The organism is Pseudomonas sp. PLMAX, from assembly GCF_046042685.1.
In the GTDB taxonomy this organism is placed as follows: Bacteria; Pseudomonadota; Gammaproteobacteria; order Pseudomonadales; family Pseudomonadaceae; genus Aquipseudomonas; species Aquipseudomonas putida_AE.
Window position 1 is genome coordinate 4620419 of record NZ_CP064949.1, and the last position, 17042, is coordinate 4637460.

Sequence of the window (17042 nt, forward strand, 5' to 3'; positions counted from 1 at the left end):
ACTCGAAAGGTACTATAGTCGCTATTAGGCAAAGCACTAGCCATTAGCCATCGCTCTCTCATCAAATAAATCGGTAGCCCATGCCTGAGCACTTTCGCGCGTTAGTCGTCATCCTGGTCCTTGCCGGTATCGTCTTCGCTTTTGCACGGCGACCGGCGGCAGACCTGATCCCTCACAGTGATTTCACGCGGCGGCGCAACCTCTGGTTTGCCTTGACGTTGGTGGCCTTTTTTTCCCACAGTTTCTGGGTGTATGCGGGCGTTACCGCCATCATCCTGACGGTGTCGCGGCAGCGCGAACGCAACCCCATGGCGTTATTTTTCCTGCTGTTGTTTCTCATTCCACCCGCCTCGGCGCAGGTCCCCGGCTTCGGCCTGATCAACTATCTGTTTGACCTGAACCATGTACGGCTACTGTCACTGTGCATACTGCTCCCGGCTTTCCTGGCGTTGCGCAGGCGACCAGACACCCTGCCCTTCGGGCGCACCTGGCCGGACAAACTCCTGTTGGCCTATCTGCTCCTGACGTCCGCTCTTTTCCTGCGCCAGACCACGCCCACAGACACCCTGCGCCAATCGCTCTATCTGTTCCTCGACGTTTTCCTGCCTTACTACGTGGCCAGTCGAGCCGTGAAGAATGTCAGCGACTTCAAGGATGTAATGCTGGGCTTTTTACTCGCCGCCATGGTGCTGTCGCTGATCGGTCTGTTCGAATTTTCCCGCCGCTGGCTGCTTTACAACGCGCTGACCTACGCCATGGGCGTGCAATGGGAAATCTCCACCTATCTCAGCCGTGGCGGCTCGCTGCGCGCCAGCGTCACCACGGGCCAGGCCATTGCGCTGGGCTATGTGATTGCCGTGGCCATCGGCTTTTACCTGTTCCTGCAGGAGGGCGTGCGCAGCAAACTGCAACGACGGCTCGGCGCCCTCCTGCTCGCCGGGGGCTTGTTCGCGCCCCTGTCGCGCGGCCCGTGGATCGGTGCCGCGGTCATGATCATCATGTTCATCGGCACCGGCCGTTATGCGGTCAGGCGCCTGATGCTGCTCGGAGTCGCCGCCGTACTCGCCCTGCCGCTGCTGGCCATTGTGCCTGGCGGACAAAAAATCATTGATCTGCTGCCCTTCATCGGCTCGGTAGAAGCCGAGAACATCACTTACCGTCAGCGGCTGATCGATAACTCGGTGATCGTCATCCAGCGTAATCCATGGCTGGGATCCTTCGATTACCGCAGCACTCCGGAAATGCAGTCACTGATCCAGGGCCAGGGCATCATCGACATCGTCAACACCTATATCGGCATCGCCCTGCAAATGGGCTTGATCGGGCTCACGCTGTTCGTGGCGTTTTTCGCCACCATTGTGCTCGGCATCCGCAAGGCGATGCGTTCGTACCCCAACAAGGATGATGAGTCGCGACGACTGGGACGGGCGCTGCTGGCGACCCTGGCCGGAATTCTGATAACCATCATCACCGTCAGTAGCATCACGGTCATCCCCGTGGTGTATTGGTCGGTGGCCGGGCTGGGCGTGTCCTATGCTCAGATGGCGCGCAGGCTCAAGCGCGCGGAGACTGCAAGCAGCAAGAGTGCCCTTCAACAGACCTGGTAACGCTCATGACGTGTTTTGTTCACCGCATGCCTCTGCTATCAGTCTTTCTCCTGTTTCTTGTCATCTGGCCGTCCGGCACCCGGGCGGCGGAGTGGGTCGTCAGCGTCGATGAACGCAGTGGCCTGCCCCAGGTCACGCGCGGCGGCAGCCCTGCCATGGCCTCTCAATTCGTGTTTTGGGGAAGCAACTGGGACTGGGCGGACTTTACCCCCTCGCTCAAGGTGATCTCGCCCTATGTCTACGCCATGGAAGGCAAGAGCCAAAGGCTGGATTTCGACGCGACCGGGCAGATTCGCAAGGAAGACCAGCAGACGTTGAGCATGGACCTTGTCCTCAATGCCCGCAGCATGAAGTCGAACGTGATGGGCGGCGGCATCGTCTTCAATTTCGACCCGGCCCTGGCCGAAGAAATGGGCGTGCCGGTGTTGCTGCCCGGCAACCGTGGCTGGTCCTGGGGCAATGCCCAGGGGCGGCGCATGGAGATGCTTTTTGAGCCCGCGCTGGAAAGTGTGTATTTCGAACCGGGTGATAAGTCCCAGGTGCGGGCGTTCTTCTACAAGGACCGGATCAAGCCCGGTCGAAAAACCGTCAAGGCCACCTTTAGCGTGTCCGGCGATGTGGCGCTGGGGCCAACCGCCGCCGAGCGCTTCGGCGTCGCGGACCCGAAGAGCTGGCCGAGCGACCGGCTGGACTGGAAGACCGCGCCGGTCGACCTGTCCTTTCTCAATGCCCAGGAAAAGCCTGCGGGCAAGCGTGGCTTCGTCAAGGCGGTCGGCGAGCAACTGCTGTTTGCCGACAACACCCCGGCGCGCTTCTGGGGCACCAACCTCTCGGCCTATACGCTGTTTCGCACACCGGACGATGCGATCAAGCTGCAGGCCAAGCGCCTCTCGGCCCTGGGGTTCAACCTGGTGCGACTGCACCACCATGACTCGCCGTGGGTCTTGCCCAACATCTTCGGTGACGGCAGGGTCGTGCACGATACCCAGCACCTGAACGAAGAATCGCTGAAGAAGCTCGATCTGTGGATCAAGAGCCTGAAGGACGAGGGCATCTATGTCTGGCTCGACATGCACGTTGAACGAGCCCTCTGGGCGAACGACAACATCTTTGGCTTCGATGAATTGCCGAAGAGCCAGTATGGCATCGCCGACCTCAAGGGCTACGCCTACGTAAACGTCACAATCCAGCAGGCCATGAAACGCTTTGCCAGGGATTACCTGAGCCACGTCAACAGCTATACCGGCCTTGCCTACAAGGACGATCCGGCGATTGCCGCGGTGCTGATCACCAACGAAAACGACATCACCCAACACTATGGCAACGCCCTGTTGCCCGACAAATCAGTACCCCGGCACACCGAGCTGTACATGAACGCGGCCAAGGCCTTTGCCAAACAGCACGACCTGTCGCAAGACCAGACCTGGCGATCCTGGGAGCCTGGCCCCGCCAAGCTGTTTCTCAATGACCTGGAACGGCGCTTCAACGTCGACATGATCGCTTCCCTGCGCGAGACCGGCGTGAAAGTGCCGATTGCCACCACCAGCAGCTGGGGCGGCAACGGCCTCAGCGCCCTGCCGGCCCTGACCGCCGGAGACGTGGTCGACGTGCATATCTACGGTGGCCCGGGGTCGCTGGAGAAAAACCCGCTGACCAGCGCCAGCCTGGTGGACTGGATTGGCGCCGGCCAGGTCGTCGGCAAACCCCTGACCGTCACGGAATGGAACAACGAGCCCTTCCCGATCGCCGACCGCCACTCGCTGCCACTCTATGTGGCCGGCACGGCCAGCCATCAGGGCTGGGACGCGCTGATGCAATATGCCTATAGCCAGGAAGGGCTCTCCGAGCAAGGGATGTCGGCGGGCAACTGGCACGCCTATAACGACCCGGCCATGCTGGCCACCCTGCCCGCCGCCGCCTTGCTTTATCGTCGCGCCGACGTTCACGAAGCCAGGACCACCTATGTCTTCGCGCCGACGCCAGAGACCCTGTTCAACCAGAGCATTACACCGGCCAACTCGGCCCTGCTGCGCACCGCCATGGAGAAAGGCAAACTGCAGATCGCCATGCCCCGGACGCCGCAACTGCCCTGGTTGCAACCGGGCGTCATCGCCAGTAACGCCCAGGTGTTTCATGACCCGGCAAAGTCGCTACTGGACGCCTCGGCCACCGAGTCCACCACGGACACAGGTGAGCTCAAGCGCAACTGGAAACAAGGCATCTACACCATCGATACGCCCCGCACCCAGGCAGCCACCGGCTGGATCGGCGGCGAGTCGATCAAGCTGGGCAATATCCAGGTACAGATCAAGACCGCCTACGCCAGCGTTGTCGTGCAAAGCCTGGACGGCGCGCCCGTCGGCAAGTCCGCTGACCTGCTGATTTCCCTGGGCAGCCGGGCCATCCCCAAGGACGGCGACAAGACGCCATTTTACGTGGAGCCTCTGGAGGGCACCCTGACCCTCCAGGCCCCTGCGGGATTGACCCTGTACACCCAGGGCGGCCCCGGAGGACGACCTGGGAAACTGCCGGCTACTTACCTGGATGGGCGCTACACGATCAAGTTCGACGGCCTGCAGGCGTCCAATTGGTTGTTCCTGAAAAAAGCATCGCAAGCGAGCATCGCAAGCGAGTGACAGTCTCAAGTGACAGCAAAGATCTTTTAAAGGACGGGTCGGCCGCCTCGCGCTGACACCGCATCGATATCAAGGAGAGCGGCATGAAATTCCTGGTGATAGGCGGCGCAGGCTACATCGGTTCGCACATGGTCAAGCAGCTCCTTGGCGCGGGGCACGAACTGGTGGTGGCGGACAACTTTTCCACCGGCTATCGCAGCGCGGTGCTGGGCGGCACACTGGTCGAACTCGACATCGCCGACGCCCAGGCCCTGGACACGCTGTTCGGCACCCACCGCTTCGATGCGGTGTTCCACTTCGCCTCCTTCATCCAGGTGGGTGAGTCCGTCACTGAACCGGCCAAGTATTACCAGAACAACCTGGCGGCGACCCTGACGCTGCTCAAGGCGATGGTTCGCGCCGAGGTGAAGCACTTCATCTTCTCCTCCACCGCCGCCGTCTATGGCGACCCGGCGTATGTGCCAATTGATGAAGCGCACCCCAAGGCCGCGATCAACCCCTACGGTCGCAGCAAGTGGATGGTGGAGCAGGTGCTGGAAGATTTCGACCGCGCCTACGGGCTCAGGTCGGTTTGCCTGCGCTACTTCAACGCTGCCGGCGCAGACCCTGAGGGGCAGTTGGGCGAACGCCACGAACCTGAGACCCACCTGCTGCCGCTGGTCCTGCAGGCAGCCTCCGGGCGGCGCAAGACCATTACTGTCTTTGGCTTTGACTACGACACGCCGGACGGCACCTGTATCCGCGACTACGTCCACGTTGTCGACCTGGTGGCCGCTCACGCGCAGGCGGTGGACTATTTGTTGGCGGGGGGGGCCAGCACGGCTTTCAACCTTGGCAATGGCCAGGGTTTCTCCGTGCAGCAAGTGATCGACACGGCACGCCGCGTGACTGGCCGGGACATCTACATCAGTGAAGCGCCCCGCCGCGCTGGCGACCCGCCACGGCTGGTGGCGGATGCTCGACGGGCCAAGAGCTTGCTGGGCTGGCAACCGCAATACGCCACACTGGAGCAGATCGTGGCGCATGCGTGGGAGTGGGAGAAGAAGTATCCGTGGCATTGAATGTACTGCTGGGGTTGCTGCGGTGGGACAGTAGGTCCGGGTACACCCGTGAGGGATTAGTCGGCTTCAAGGACGCCTTCGCTGCGATGCGGCGACCCGACAAGCCAGCTCCTACAGGATTTGTTGGGTACGTTGGGTTTGTGGCGTGACACACATCTGTAGGAGCCGGCTTGCTGGCGATGCGGTGGTGGCCGTTATGCCGTCTTCGCTGCGATGCGGCGACCCGACAAGTCGCTCCTACAGGGGATCGAATACAGCCGTGAGAGATTGGTCGACCTTGAGGCCGCCTTCGCTGGCAAGCCAGCTCCTACAGATTTGTGGGGTATGTTGGGTTTGTGGCGTGACACAGATCTGTAGGAGCCGGCTTGCTGGCGATGCGGTGGTGGCCGTTATGCCGTCTTCGCTGCGATGCGGCGACCCGACAAGTCGCTCCTACAGGGGATCGAATACAGCCGTGAGAGATTGGTCGACCTTGAGGCCGCCTTCGCTGGCAAGCCAGCTCCTACAGATTTGTGGGTATGTTGGGTTTGTGGCGTGACACAGATCTGTAGGAGCCGGCTTGCTGGCGATGCGGTGGTGGCCGTTATGCCGCCATCGCTGCGATGCGGCGACCCGACAAGCCGCTCCTACAGGGGATCGAATACAGCCGTGAGAGATTGGTCGACCTTGAGGCCGCCTTCGCTGGCAAGCCAGCTCCTACAGATTTGTGGGTATGTTGGGTTTGTGGCGTGCCCCCGGTGTCAGGTTAGTTGTCGCCTCTCCGGTTTTTCCTAAAAAAGCATATCGGGGGCGGAAAGAGACTGGTCGTGCCGTATTATTCACCTGAACGCAGAGCCGCATTACTCAAGATGCTGCTTCCCCCACTGAACCTGTCGATGGCCGAGGTATCCCGGCGCGAAGGGGTCAGCGAAATGTCTTTGTCCAACTGGCGCAAGCAGCTCAGTTCTGAAGGAAGTGCAGTGTCCGAAAACAAGCCATTGACCGAGAACTGGTCAGCCGAAACCAAGTTTGCTGTCGTGCTTGAAGCCGCCAGTTTGTCCGAGATCGACCTGGGTGAGTACTGTCGCCGCAAAGGCCTTTACCCCGAGCAAATCACGGCCTGGCGACAAGCTTTCATCGCCGGCCAGAAGTCGGAAAAGGCCCAGCTAAAAGAAGACCGGGAGCAGTCGCGCAAAGACAAGAAACGCATCCAGCAACTTGAGCGCGAACTGCGCCGCAAAGACAAGGCGCTCGCTGAAACAGCGGCGTTGTTGGTGCTGCGAAAAAAGCTCAACGACTACTGGGGGACCGACAACGAGGACAACTGACGCCTTTGCCAGAACGGCAGTTACTGGTTGACTGGCTGAGCCAAGCGGTCGCGGCGGGAGCCAGAAAAATCAGGGCCTGCCGGGAGGTCGGTCTATCGCTGCGGACCTTGCAGCGGTGGAATGAAACAGACGTTATCCAGGCCGATGCCCGAACGACTGTCACACGGCCAACGCCGCGAAATGCACTAAGCGAGCTCGAGCGACAGACGATTGTGACGCTGTGCAACAGCTCTGATTACGCTCATCTGCCGCCGAGCCAGATCGTGCCGCGCCTGGCTGACCAAGGCCGCTATCTGGCATCGGAGGCGACGTTTTATCGCGTCTTGCGAGCGGCGGGTCAACAGCAACACCGAGGCCGTAGCCAACGCCCCAGGCGGCACGCCGCACCAACGACGCATGCGGCCATAGGGCCCAATCAGGTGTGGTCATGGGACATCACGTACCTGCCGTCGCCGGTACGTGGCAAGTATTACTACCTCTATTTGATCGAGGATATTTACAGCCGCAAGGCTGTGGGCTGGGAGGTCTATGACGCGGAAAGCGGCGAGAAAGCTGCCGCGCTGCTGCAACGCAGCGTGATCGGCGAACAGTGTTTACACGAACCGCTGGTGCTGCACTCGGACAACGGCGCGCCGATGAAATCGGTGACGCTGTTGAGCAAGATGTACGAACTGGGCATCACGCCCTCACGGGGACGACCGCGGGTGAGCAACGATAATCCCTACTCGGAGTCGTTGTTTAGAACGCTAAAATACTGCCCGCAATGGCCGCAGGATGGTTTTGGCAGTCTGGACGCCGCACGAGCGTGGGTGAGGGATTTCATGCGTTGGTACAACAATGAACACCGGCATAGCCGTATCCGCTTCGTCACACCGGCTGAGCGGCATCGAGGACTTGACCATCAGGTCCTGGCTCGGCGACATGAGCTGTACGAACAAGCCAAGGAGCAAAAGCCGGAACGGTGGTCGGGTCGAACACGAAACTGGGAGCCGATCGGCACCGTGCTGTTGAACCCGGATCGAGAGCAGCAACTCGAGAAAAAAGCGGCATAGTTAGACGGTTGATGCGACAACTACCTTGAAAAACGCCGCGTGACACAGATCTGTAGGAGCCGGCTTGCTGGCGATGCGGTGGTGGCCGTTATGCCGCCATCGCTGCGATGCGGCGACCCGACAAGCCGCTCCTACAGGGGATCGAATACAGCCGTGAGAGATTGGTCGACCTTGAGGCCGTCTTCGCTGGCAAGCCAGCTCCTACAGATTTGTGGGTATGTTGGGTTTGTGGCGTGACACAGATCTGTAGGAGCCGGCTTGCTGGCGATGCAGTGGTGGCCGTTATGCCGCCATCGCTGCGATGCGGCGACCCGACAAGCCGCTCCTACAGGGATCGAATACAGCCGTGAGAGATTGGTCGACCTTGAGGCCGCCTTCGCTGGCAAGCCAGCTCCTACAGATTTGTGGGTATGTTGGGTTTGTGGCGTGACACAGATCTGTAGGAGCCGGCTTGCTGGCGATGCGGCGACCCGACAAGCCGCTCCTACAGGGGATCGAATACAGCCGTGAGAGATTGGTCGACCTTGAGGCCGCCTTCGCTGGCAAGCCAGCTCCTACAGATTTGTGGGGTATGTTGGGTTTGTGGCGTGACACAGATCTGTAGGAGCCGGCTTGCTGGCGATGCGGTGGTGGCCGTTATGCCTTCTTCGCTGCGATGCGGCGAACCGACAAGCCAGCTCCTACAGTGGATCGGGTACGGCCGTGGAAGATGGGTCGGCTGTCAGGCCGCCTTCTGCGGCGACCCGAGAAGCCAGAGCATTAGTAAGGACGTTTCGCCGGCCCGGACTTGTTCAACACCGTGCCGATCAAATTGGCCCTGCCCAGGTGATGCAGGCTTTCCTCGATCTCTTTCTTGGTGTTCATGCCATTGGCGACCACCAGCAGCACGCAGTCGAACTTGGGCAGGATGGTAATCACATCGTCCGAACTGAGCACCGGCGGCAAGTCGAAGATCACGACGCGAGAGCTGTAGCGATCGCGCAAATCCATGATCAATTCCCCCACCGCCGGCGACGACAGCACCTCGGTGGACAGCGGGACCGGTTCGCGTGTTGGCAGGACCACAAAACGCGGCAAGGTCGGATTGACCAGGACCTCCTGCAGTTCCGCTTCGTTGGTCAGCAACTCATTGAGCGATTTTTCCATCGGCAGCCCCAGGTAGTTACCCACCTTGGGACAACGCAAATCGAAATCCACCAGCAGCGCTGTCTTGGTCGTGTGGTGCGCGATACTCATGGCCAGGTTGATCGCCAACACCGACTTGCCCGCCTCCGGCGTCGGCGAGGTGATGGCGAGCGTGCGCCAGCCATTTTCCTCCATGGCCTTGAGGACCTGGGTACGCAGCAGGTCGAACGCCCAGCCCATGTTCGAATTCTTGTTGTAGGCGACAATGCGATGGCGCTCCAGGTGCTCTGCCCGCAGCGGTACAACCCTGGTTTGCACGTAACTGAGCGCATTGACCGGTGCAGGTTGTCCGGATGAAGAGATCACCAGGCCTGACGAAGGCGATTGTTCGCCCTTACCCAGAGGTGGCTTAATAATTTCCATCGCAATATTCCTTATTCAAACCGCGCCAGAGCTTTGAACATCAGCAGATCCAGTGGCATGTAGAGGACGTGCAGGAGCACCAGGGAGACCACGATCATCACGATGCCACAGAGCACCAGTATCGTTCGCCACTGCTTGCGACGATCCAGTTCCGCCTGGGTATGAATGTAGGGAATGGCAACCAGTACGCGCCTGCCCAGTACACTGGTCAGCGCGTCGACACCACGTACCCGCTGGCTCAGCATCTCGAGCAGCATGACCAGTGCACCCGCCCCTACCGGCGCGAGCACAAAGCCCAGGGCCACGACTTTCTTGCGGTTCGGCCGCACTGGTTTTTCCGGCATCAGCGGCGCCTCGAGCAGCACAAAACGTTCAGCTTTGTTTTCCTGCTCGAGGCTTTCGGTAATCTTCGCACTCATCTCCTTGGTGCGAATTTCCTCGTATTTCTTGCGGGCGTTTTCATGGTCGCGCATCAGCGTGACCAGGCCGCGCTCCACTTGCGGCGCCTCGAGAATCTGGCTCTCCAGGGTCGCGATCTTGTTGAGCAGTTCCTGCTTCTGCGAAGCCAGCGAGCGCATGCGCTGTTCCGAGCCGGCGATGCGCGCCTGCACCCTGGCCACGTCCAGGCTGACCGGGGTGACGGAACTGCCGCGGCCCTGGGTTGCCTGCATGGCGGCAATCTTGCGTTTGACCGCCCGTACATCCGGGTGGGCATCCGTATACATCGTCTGCAACCGGGCGTACTCGGCCTTGAGGCTGGCCAGGTCCTGCACGGGTTCAGCCACCGCACCCGCCGTAGCTGCCCTGGTCGCCAGACCGGCATGGGCCGCCGACAGTTCCAGGTCCTGGAAGCGCAACTCTTCGTTGGCCGCCTTGTAGTCGCGGTCGATATCCTTGAGTTCGAGTTCGGAGCGCGACAACATGTTCATGCGCAGTTCCTGATGCTCGGGCAGCGCGTTGCCGTGGGCCTGCTTGAAGTCCGCCAGCTTGTTCTCCAGCACTTCCAGCTCGGTGCGCAGCTTGTTCGCTTCCTGGGTCAGGAACTCGGTGGTTTCACTGGCGCGCTCGGTGCGCTGCTTGATGTTCTCGTTGAGGAACAGCGTCACCAGTTCCTTGGCCACTTCGTTGGCCACTTCCGGCTCCCGGTGCTCGAAGGCCAGGCGAAAGGCAATCGTCACTTCGCCTCGCCCCTTGACCGCCGCACTGACCAGGGCGACGGAAATCGCATTGCGCATCTCTTCGATCTTTTCGGTCAGGGTCAGTCGCCGGCTGCCCGTTTCGAAAAGATTGTACTTGTTGATGATCGCCTCCAGATGCTCGCGGGTCATCACGCGCTGGCGGATGACCTCGATGCGCTCGTCAGCAAAGGTATTGTTGTTCCCCGCCACCAGGTCCGGTGATATCTGCTGCGACTCGACCAGGATAGTCCCGGACGACTGATAGATCGGTGGCATGGACGTCGCCACCAATACACTCGCCCCGATTATCACGGCCACAGTCACAATCAACAGCACGGCCCGGTGTTTGATTACTGCAATGTAGTCGTTGACCGACATTTCGTATTCAGAGGACATAAATACCACGCTGCTGAAGGTCAGAAGTCGGGGTGACTATAGATCAAGGTCATCCCTATGATGTTGGCATCGGCGTTTGGCAAGCCGTCTCGCTCGCGCTCTTTGTAGGTGAAGGATAGGCGTGCAAGCCAAAAAGGCGAGAGTTCGCGACTCACATAAGCGCCGTATGTGCGAAAGGTACTGGGCGCATCCCCTTTGGTTTCCTGCCAGGAGCCATCGACACCGACACGACTGGTCTCGTCGAGCAGATAACTCACATTACCCCGTAGCTCATCGGATTCGACCAAGCCGTCCTCGCCGTTGGCGATCGTGCTACGACTGGCTTCGACGAAGGACTCGAAACGCTCACCGGTGTAACGCAGGTTCACGCCACCCTGGCCCGTGGGGCCACTGTCGCTGTCGGAAACCTTGTTGACGCCGCCGTACACCGATCCCGTGAACCGCTCCGAGATCTGGTAGTTCACGCCGACCACCGGGGTGTAGCTGTTCGAAGAGCCAAGGGTGGTCTCGTCCTTGGGCTCATAGCGCGTCGCTTCGAAACGGGTGAACAGTTCGGTCCGCTCATTCCATTGATAAAGCCAGCTGAAACGGTTGGTCAGCTCATCGTAGTTGGTCAGCGAATCGGTGTCGTATTCGACATGGGTGAGGTCGATTTCGTTGACCAGGGTGCTGCGCTCGGTCACCGCACTTCGCCAGTTACCGCCGATGTTCGAGAGCTTCTGCGTGCCGTCGGTCGAGTCTGTTACACCGGTCTGCTGGACTTCCGTGGAAAGCGTCGAACTCTCGATGTATCTCGCCGTGAGTCCATAGCTACCCTTTTCGGTCTCACGCTGCCAGCCAAACGACAGCCTCGGATCTTCTCGATTGGACACGACGTCGGTGTCGGACGAGCGCTCGACATTGACACCGAGGCCAAACTTCCACTGATCCCGATCAAAATTACCCACCAGCGTGTAATCGGGGGCAATGATCGTTCGAGTCACCGCTTTCTCGTCACTCGTCAACAGCAATGGATTGCTGTCGTGCTCGACTGTCATGGGCAGCGCAACTTCCGACTGCCAGGTGCCGGCGTAGGTCATGCCGGAACATGGCAAAGTCAATATTGCCATCACCACTCCGGTTGTTTGCAATGAACGCAAGTTAATCCTTAATGCATCGCGCAATGTCAGGGAACGACCAGCGTATCGCCGGCCTTAAGTTCGTAGTTAGTGGACATGTCACTCCCGGAAATGAGAGCGCTGTAATCAACGGGCATTACTTTCTGGGTTTTCCCTTCGCGCCGCAAGAGCTTGATTTCGTCCTTGTCCGCAAACTTGTCGAGGGGCCCGGTTTCGCCCAATAGTTGCAGGACATCGGTATCACCGGCCAACTGCACCTTGCCAGGCTTGAGTACTTTGCCCTGGACATAGACGACATTGCCCTTGGCCTCGGTGACAACAACGCTGACCACCGGATCGGGATAATATTTGGTGAGTTTTTCAGTGATTATCTTTTCAGCTTGAGACGTATCAAGCCCTTTGACCTTGACCGGCCCTGCCAGCTTCAAAGTGATGTAGCCATTGGGCAGCACATCGACGCGCTCTAATTTCTCCACTGGCTCGCCCCAGATGGACACTTCAACCTTATCTCCAGAATTCAGGAGATAGGGGCTGTCTTCGGCGGCACGGGCCACGCTGGGCACAATAGCCAGCGCACACAGTGCAGGTAACAGTAAACGCAGCATCTGAATTCCTCCGCCTGGTTAGCACATCTAATGAGGATCAACCGTAACAATCAGCGTCCTCTTTAAAGCTGTAACACCTGGAAAAACCTGTCTCGTAAAACTGGCACCTAGATCTTGCGCCGGTTGGCAACAACGATGAATCCCAATAGTGCGGAAGAGAATAACCATACAACCGCAGAGACCGGCAGTGCATTGGGTTGAGTGTCGTGGAACGCCGTTTCTCCAGTCAGTCCCTTGTCCTGGACTGGATCGATCGCGAATGCCTGCGTGGCAACTTTCGCCATTAAACCGTCGCACGCTGAAGTATTGACGGAAGCATTTGCTCCCGACTTGGATCCAGTATCAGCGCTCGCAAGTTGAGCACTTTGGGTATCTGGCGAAGAGCCACCAAGGTCTGTGCCAAGGCTGGCAGTGGCAGCAGTGGCAGCCCCTGTCGAAGCCACGGCGGCTTGAGCCCGTGCCCCTTCGCAAGCACTGCTTATGCGACTAATTTCATTGGGCAAATTGGCCGCGTGGGCAATGGAAGCGGCTACTCCATTCAGAGTCGCAAATAACACCATCAACTTAATGAAAACTGTCGTCCGCATATAACCGCCTCCCTGCGCTGAGGGTTTGCAATTGGTCGGTTGAAGAAATCTGAATCAGGCTAAATGGAGCCTATAAGCAGATAGCCAGTACGTCAATAGCACGTCACAATAATAAATAGAAATATAAAACCCGGCCGGATAACGTCAAAAAAACGCCGCAATGGATCCAAGCAATGTGCCAGAGACAGCAAGTGATTCTGTGTGCAGCAGCCTCGCAAAAAAACGCTGTCAAACGCACGACGTTCACTTAAAAGAATGCAATGAAGATGCCGTCGAGTGATACGTTGATCGCTTCGTATGGGACAAGCGACGCCCTCGCGCTAAAACAGGCGCGCGCCTGCAGCCACGTACAGTTGGCGGTAGGAATCCACCAGTTGCTCAAGGGTAAAGGCGCGATTTCGCCCACTGGGATTGGGCAGGACCCAGACCGCGGCATTGCCAAAGGTTTTCGGCTGCGGCCCCCAGGCAACGTCGCGCTGGGCGGACAAGGCGCAGTACGCCGCCTTGCCGAGAAATGCCACGAAACGTGGCGCAAACCTGCTTATCTTTTGTTCGAAGGCCGCCGCGGCCGCGACAAATTCATCGGTCGACAGCTGATCCGCCCGCACCGTCGGTCGCTCGACCACCGCGGTCAAACCACAGCGATATTCGAGGATGGACCTGTCTCGTTCCGGTAACAGTTGCTGTGACGTAAAACCGGCGAGGTAAAGGGTGCGCCAGAAGCGATTGCCGCGCCCGGCAAAATGGTGCCCCTGGGCCGCGGCCGTCACGCCGGGGTTGATGCCACAAAAAACCACGTCCAGTTGCTGCGCCAATATATCGTCGAGCTCCTCACCCACCGCAGATCACATCGACCGCATTAGATGCGAGCGCCGTCAGTTCTGCCCGGGACTTGCCCGCCCGCGCACGGATCGAAATGCTGTGCAGCAGCGATGAAGCCAGTACGGCCAGCGCCCCTGCATCGACATCGCTGTTCAATTCGCCGGCTTCAATGGCGGTGCGCAGGCGCGCCTCCAGGTCCGCATCCAGCCTGCCCAGGCGATCGCCCAGCACCTCACGGATCTGCGAATCCTCGACCGCCTCGGTCGTTGCCGTGCCAATCGCGAAACAGCCGCGTGCCTGGCCCTCGCCCGAGAAGTAGATCGACAGCTGCCCCTCATAGAAACGCATCAGTGCCTGGCGCAAGGTCAGTGTGCTGTCACTCAGCGCGGCCTGCATGTCGGCGGCGGCAAACTCCCAGTACTGCTCGAGCGCCTTGATGTAAAGAGCATGTTTGTCACCGAAGGCCGCATAGAGGCTCGGGCGATTCATTCCGGCCGCCGTGGCGATGCTGTCCAGGGAGGCGCCGGAATAGCCAGTGCTCCAAAACACACCGAGGGCTTGTTGCAGCGCTGTCTGCGGGTCATACGCGCGGGGCCGGCCACGGCGTTTGCCCTCTGTCACTTTATTTTGTGCCATGTCGTACAACATCCTTGCAGGAAGGTGGATGCAGGGATATTTTTACACCATCGCACAAAAATAAGGAACCACGAATTCCATGATTCATGTTTGTTCAAGCGAAGTGCTGTTTCGCCTCGACCCCACGCCTCTGCAGATCACGATCGAGCGTGCCCAGGCGCAATTGAGTGTGGCGCGGCGGCGCATCGATGGGCTCAAGGCCAGCTGCCGTCAACAGCAGGTTGAACGGCAATCGGCCAAGGAGTCGGCGGACTTCGACCAGAAGGGATTTTGCCCGCAAGAAAACCTTGGTCGCCACCGAGTTCGGTCCCGGGCCATTCATGAGCGCGGGCCGGCCTCAAGGCAGGCACCCTGGTACGGGTATTGCCGCAATTTCATTTTGAAGAGTTGAATCTGGTTGCGATCTACCCTTCACGAAAATTCGTCGATGCAAAAATAAAAACCTGGGTGGAGTTTCTCAAGGACTGCCTGCCCGGGTTGTTGGCTGCCGATGACAAAATTGCTCGCTCTTCAAAAAAAACTAAAAACCTCTGAGGATGGAGTGTCGACCCAACCGGGTTGGTTCATTCGGTAGAGACGATGCTAGGGATTTAGCCCGGCGCCAAACAGCGCAGCGCCGGACCAACACTGTTAACAACATGGGGGGGAATACCCCAACGATGGCGCGCCTTAAGCCTGTGCAGACGCCAACGAAGCCACAAGCACCCCACTCGATTCCGATTCACGGCGCTCAATTCCCGGCAAAACCTCTGCCGCAGGCGTCCACGCCGGCACACTCGGCATCTCCTTGCGCAAGCTGTGAATCAGGGTGTACGACATCACCAGCAGCAACATGGCGATCGGCAATCCGGCGGCGATACTCGCCATCTGAATGGCCTTGAGTCCCCCGGCGAGCAGCAGGCCCGCCGCAATCGCCCCTTCCAGAATGCACCACAGCAACCGGATCCAGTTGGGCGGATTGGTGCTGCCCAGGGCACACAAGGTGCACAACACCTGGGTTCCGGCATCTGCCGTGGTGACAAAGTGCACACCGAGCAACACGCACACCAGTATCGAGAGAACGGCGCCAACAGTAGGGCCATCCAGTGACTGGACCAGCGTGAACATCGCCGCCGTGGTTTCTTTCTTGGTGGCAAGCAGCACCGTGCCGCCTTCGAACTTCGGTTGCTCCTGACCCACAACCTGGCTGGCAACGGATGCCTGATAAGCCTGGCGATCCTGCTGTTCGTTTTTCAGCGCAGCACCACCGAACACCGACATCCACAAAATGGTCACCATGGTCGGTACCACCAGCGCCCCGATCACCAGTTCCCGGATGGTCCGGCCTTTGGAAATCCGCGCAATGAACAGGCCGACAAAAGGACCCCAGGTCATCCACCACGGCCAGTAGAACGCCGTCCACCAGTTTTGCCATTCGCTGTCTTTCTGCGTGTCCATCCAGAAGCTGAGGCCGACGATGTTTTGTACATAGTCGCCGGTGGATTCGAACATCAAGTTGAGGATGTAACGAGTTGGACCGATAGCCAGTACCGCCAACATCAAAATAAATGACAGGTACATATTAAGCGTGGAAATACGCTTCATACCCTTTGACAGCCCGGCAAGTAGCGAAATGCAGGCAATAATACTCACAACCAGAATGATCGATAACTGCAATCCGATACTGACCGGAATACCGAATACCTGATGCAGCCCGGTATTGATCTGCGCAACGCCCAGACCGAGGGACTGCGAAACACCAAAGGCCGTAATGACGACACCCATGATATCGACAACATGGCCGATCCAGCCGTAGATGCGGTCGCCAATCAGCGGGTAAAGCAGCGAACGCAGGGCCAGCGGCAAGCCTTTGCGGTAGGCAAAGTAGGCCAGGCTCAGGCCGATCATGGAGAAGATCGCCCATGGGTGCAGGCCCCAGTGGAACAGGGTGATGCGCATCGCCAGGGTAGCCGACTCGTCCGTCAGCCCCTTGGAAAACGGGTTGTCGGCATAGTGCAGCATGGGTTCGGCCACGGACCAGAAAATCAGCCCGATGCCCATGCCCGCACTGAACAGCATGGCAATCCATGAAGCGAAACTGAACTCGGGCCGATCGTGCTCGGTGCCCAGTTTGAGATTGCCGAAACGGCTGACGGAGATATACAGCAGCAAACCGAGTACGCCACTGATCAGGGCGATGTAATACCACTTAAAGTTATGCAGGATAAACACCGAAGCCATTTCAAAGGCCTTGGCTGCCTGCTCGTCTTTAAATGCACAAAACAGAACAAATGAGATCACCGCCAATATCGAAGCGACTGTTACATTCGGGTTCAAGCCTTTTAACACGCCTGATTGCGCACGCATTGTTTTCCCCTTTTGTTTTTGTTTAAGGGTTTTAGAGAGTATTCCGCAAGATACTGACCCCTTGATATCGAATGACATCAGGGCGCTGTATATCTTCAGATTAATTCCGGTCTAACTCGGTTTTGGCAGCATCGCCAAGATGA

General features: G+C 58.9%; 12 protein-coding genes and 2 pseudogenes. 6 read left to right on the forward strand and 8 right to left on the reverse strand.

The annotated features are described in order from the left end of the window. Nucleotides 1–80: 80 nt before the first annotated feature. The 4 genes from DKB71_RS20925 to DKB71_RS20940 all read left to right on the forward strand — a co-directional run bounded on the left by DKB71_RS20925 (nucleotide 81) and on the right by DKB71_RS20940 (nucleotide 7663). Complete coding sequence (locus tag DKB71_RS20925; protein WP_274076137.1) at nucleotides 81–1607, forward strand: O-antigen ligase; 1527 nt, start codon at nucleotides 81–83, stop codon at nucleotides 1605–1607. Nucleotides 1608–1612: 5 nt separating this feature from the next. Then, entirely contained in the window at nucleotides 1613–4243 is a 2631-nt protein-coding gene (locus DKB71_RS20930; protein ID WP_408597146.1) for a glycosyl hydrolase family 5, read from the forward strand. Nucleotides 4244–4326: 83 nt separating this feature from the next. Next, nucleotides 4327–5304, forward strand: coding sequence for a UDP-glucose 4-epimerase GalE (gene galE, locus DKB71_RS20935; RefSeq protein WP_408597148.1), 978 nt, complete (start codon nucleotides 4327–4329; stop codon nucleotides 5302–5304). An 806-nt stretch (nucleotides 5305–6110) separates the two neighbouring features. Next, a protein-coding gene (locus DKB71_RS20940; protein WP_408597150.1) for an IS3 family transposase occupies nucleotides 6111–7663 on the forward strand; the annotation gives its coding sequence in 2 pieces (ribosomal slippage) (nucleotides 6111–6573 and nucleotides 6573–7663; 1554 coding nt in all). A gap of 759 nt (nucleotides 7664–8422) precedes the next feature. Here the strand turns inward: DKB71_RS20940 and DKB71_RS20945 are convergent. The 7 genes from DKB71_RS20945 to DKB71_RS20975 form a co-directional block, all read right to left on the reverse strand. Further along, nucleotides 8423–9211 carry a CpsD/CapB family tyrosine-protein kinase gene (locus DKB71_RS20945; protein WP_274076944.1) on the reverse strand — a complete coding sequence of 263 codons (789 nt, stop codon included), beginning with the start codon at nucleotides 9209–9211 and terminating at the stop codon, nucleotides 8423–8425. A gap of 11 nt (nucleotides 9212–9222) precedes the next feature. Next, nucleotides 9223–10785, reverse strand: a complete 1563-nt coding sequence (locus tag DKB71_RS20950; protein WP_408597153.1) for a GumC family protein — start codon at nucleotides 10783–10785, stop codon at nucleotides 9223–9225. 20 nt (nucleotides 10786–10805) lie between these two features. Then, nucleotides 10806–11894, reverse strand: coding sequence for a hypothetical protein (locus tag DKB71_RS20955; protein WP_274076942.1), 1089 nt, complete (start codon nucleotides 11892–11894; stop codon nucleotides 10806–10808). A gap of 56 nt (nucleotides 11895–11950) precedes the next feature. After that, complete coding sequence (locus tag DKB71_RS20960; RefSeq protein ID WP_323607915.1) at nucleotides 11951–12508, reverse strand: polysaccharide biosynthesis/export family protein; 558 nt, start codon at nucleotides 12506–12508, stop codon at nucleotides 11951–11953. A gap of 107 nt (nucleotides 12509–12615) precedes the next feature. Further along, nucleotides 12616–13095, reverse strand: coding sequence for a hypothetical protein (locus DKB71_RS20965; RefSeq protein ID WP_408597155.1), 480 nt, complete (start codon nucleotides 13093–13095; stop codon nucleotides 12616–12618). Nucleotides 13096–13415: 320 nt separating this feature from the next. Beyond that, entirely contained in the window at nucleotides 13416–13934 is a 519-nt protein-coding gene (mug, locus tag DKB71_RS20970; protein ID WP_408597157.1) for a G/U mismatch-specific DNA glycosylase, read from the reverse strand. Beyond that, the gene (locus DKB71_RS20975) at nucleotides 13927–14553 is read right to left on the reverse strand and encodes a TetR/AcrR family transcriptional regulator (protein WP_408597159.1); all 627 of its coding nucleotides are present in this window, start codon (nucleotides 14551–14553) and stop codon (nucleotides 13927–13929) included. Before DKB71_RS20975 ends, mug begins: the two co-directional genes overlap by 8 nt. Before the next feature lie 100 nt (nucleotides 14554–14653). On the opposite strand from DKB71_RS20975, the pseudogene DKB71_RS20980 reads away from it, so the two are divergent. Both DKB71_RS20980 and DKB71_RS20985 read left to right on the forward strand, forming a co-directional pair. After that, nucleotides 14654–14858 (forward strand): annotated as a pseudogene (locus tag DKB71_RS20980) (HlyD family secretion protein); the annotation flags it as partial. Between the two features lie 28 nt (nucleotides 14859–14886). Next, nucleotides 14887–15087 (forward strand): annotated as a pseudogene (locus DKB71_RS20985) (LysR family transcriptional regulator); the annotation flags it as partial. Between the two features lie 135 nt (nucleotides 15088–15222). Here the strand turns inward: DKB71_RS20985 and DKB71_RS20990 are convergent. Further along, on the reverse strand, nucleotides 15223–16899 hold the full coding sequence (locus DKB71_RS20990) for a BCCT family transporter (protein ID WP_408597161.1): 1677 nt from the start codon (nucleotides 16897–16899) through the stop codon (nucleotides 15223–15225). Between the last annotated feature and the right edge of the window lie 143 nt (nucleotides 16900–17042).

Bases quoted from the DNA above. Each gene is read 5' to 3' on its own strand.
- DKB71_RS20925 (WP_274076137.1), top strand. From the start codon at position 81: ATGCCTGAGCACTTTCGCGCGTTAGTCGTCATCCTGGTCCTTGCCGGT.
- DKB71_RS20930 (WP_408597146.1), top strand. From the start codon at position 1,613: ATGACGTGTTTTGTTCACCGCATGCCTCTGCTATCAGTCTTTCTCCTG.
- galE (WP_408597148.1), top strand. From the start codon at position 4,327: ATGAAATTCCTGGTGATAGGCGGCGCAGGCTACATCGGTTCGCACATG.
- DKB71_RS20945 (WP_274076944.1), bottom strand. From the start codon at position 9,211: ATGGAAATTATTAAGCCACCTCTGGGTAAGGGCGAACAATCGCCTTCG.
- DKB71_RS20950 (WP_408597153.1), bottom strand. From the start codon at position 10,785: ATGTCCTCTGAATACGAAATGTCGGTCAACGACTACATTGCAGTAATC.
- DKB71_RS20955 (WP_274076942.1), bottom strand. From the start codon at position 11,894: ATGGCAATATTGACTTTGCCATGTTCCGGCATGACCTACGCCGGCACC.
- DKB71_RS20960 (WP_323607915.1), bottom strand. From the start codon at position 12,508: ATGCTGCGTTTACTGTTACCTGCACTGTGTGCGCTGGCTATTGTGCCC.
- DKB71_RS20965 (WP_408597155.1), bottom strand. From the start codon at position 13,095: ATGCGGACGACAGTTTTCATTAAGTTGATGGTGTTATTTGCGACTCTG.
- DKB71_RS20975 (WP_408597159.1), bottom strand. From the start codon at position 14,553: ATGGCACAAAATAAAGTGACAGAGGGCAAACGCCGTGGCCGGCCCCGC.
- DKB71_RS20990 (WP_408597161.1), bottom strand. From the start codon at position 16,899: ATGCGTGCGCAATCAGGCGTGTTAAAAGGCTTGAACCCGAATGTAACA.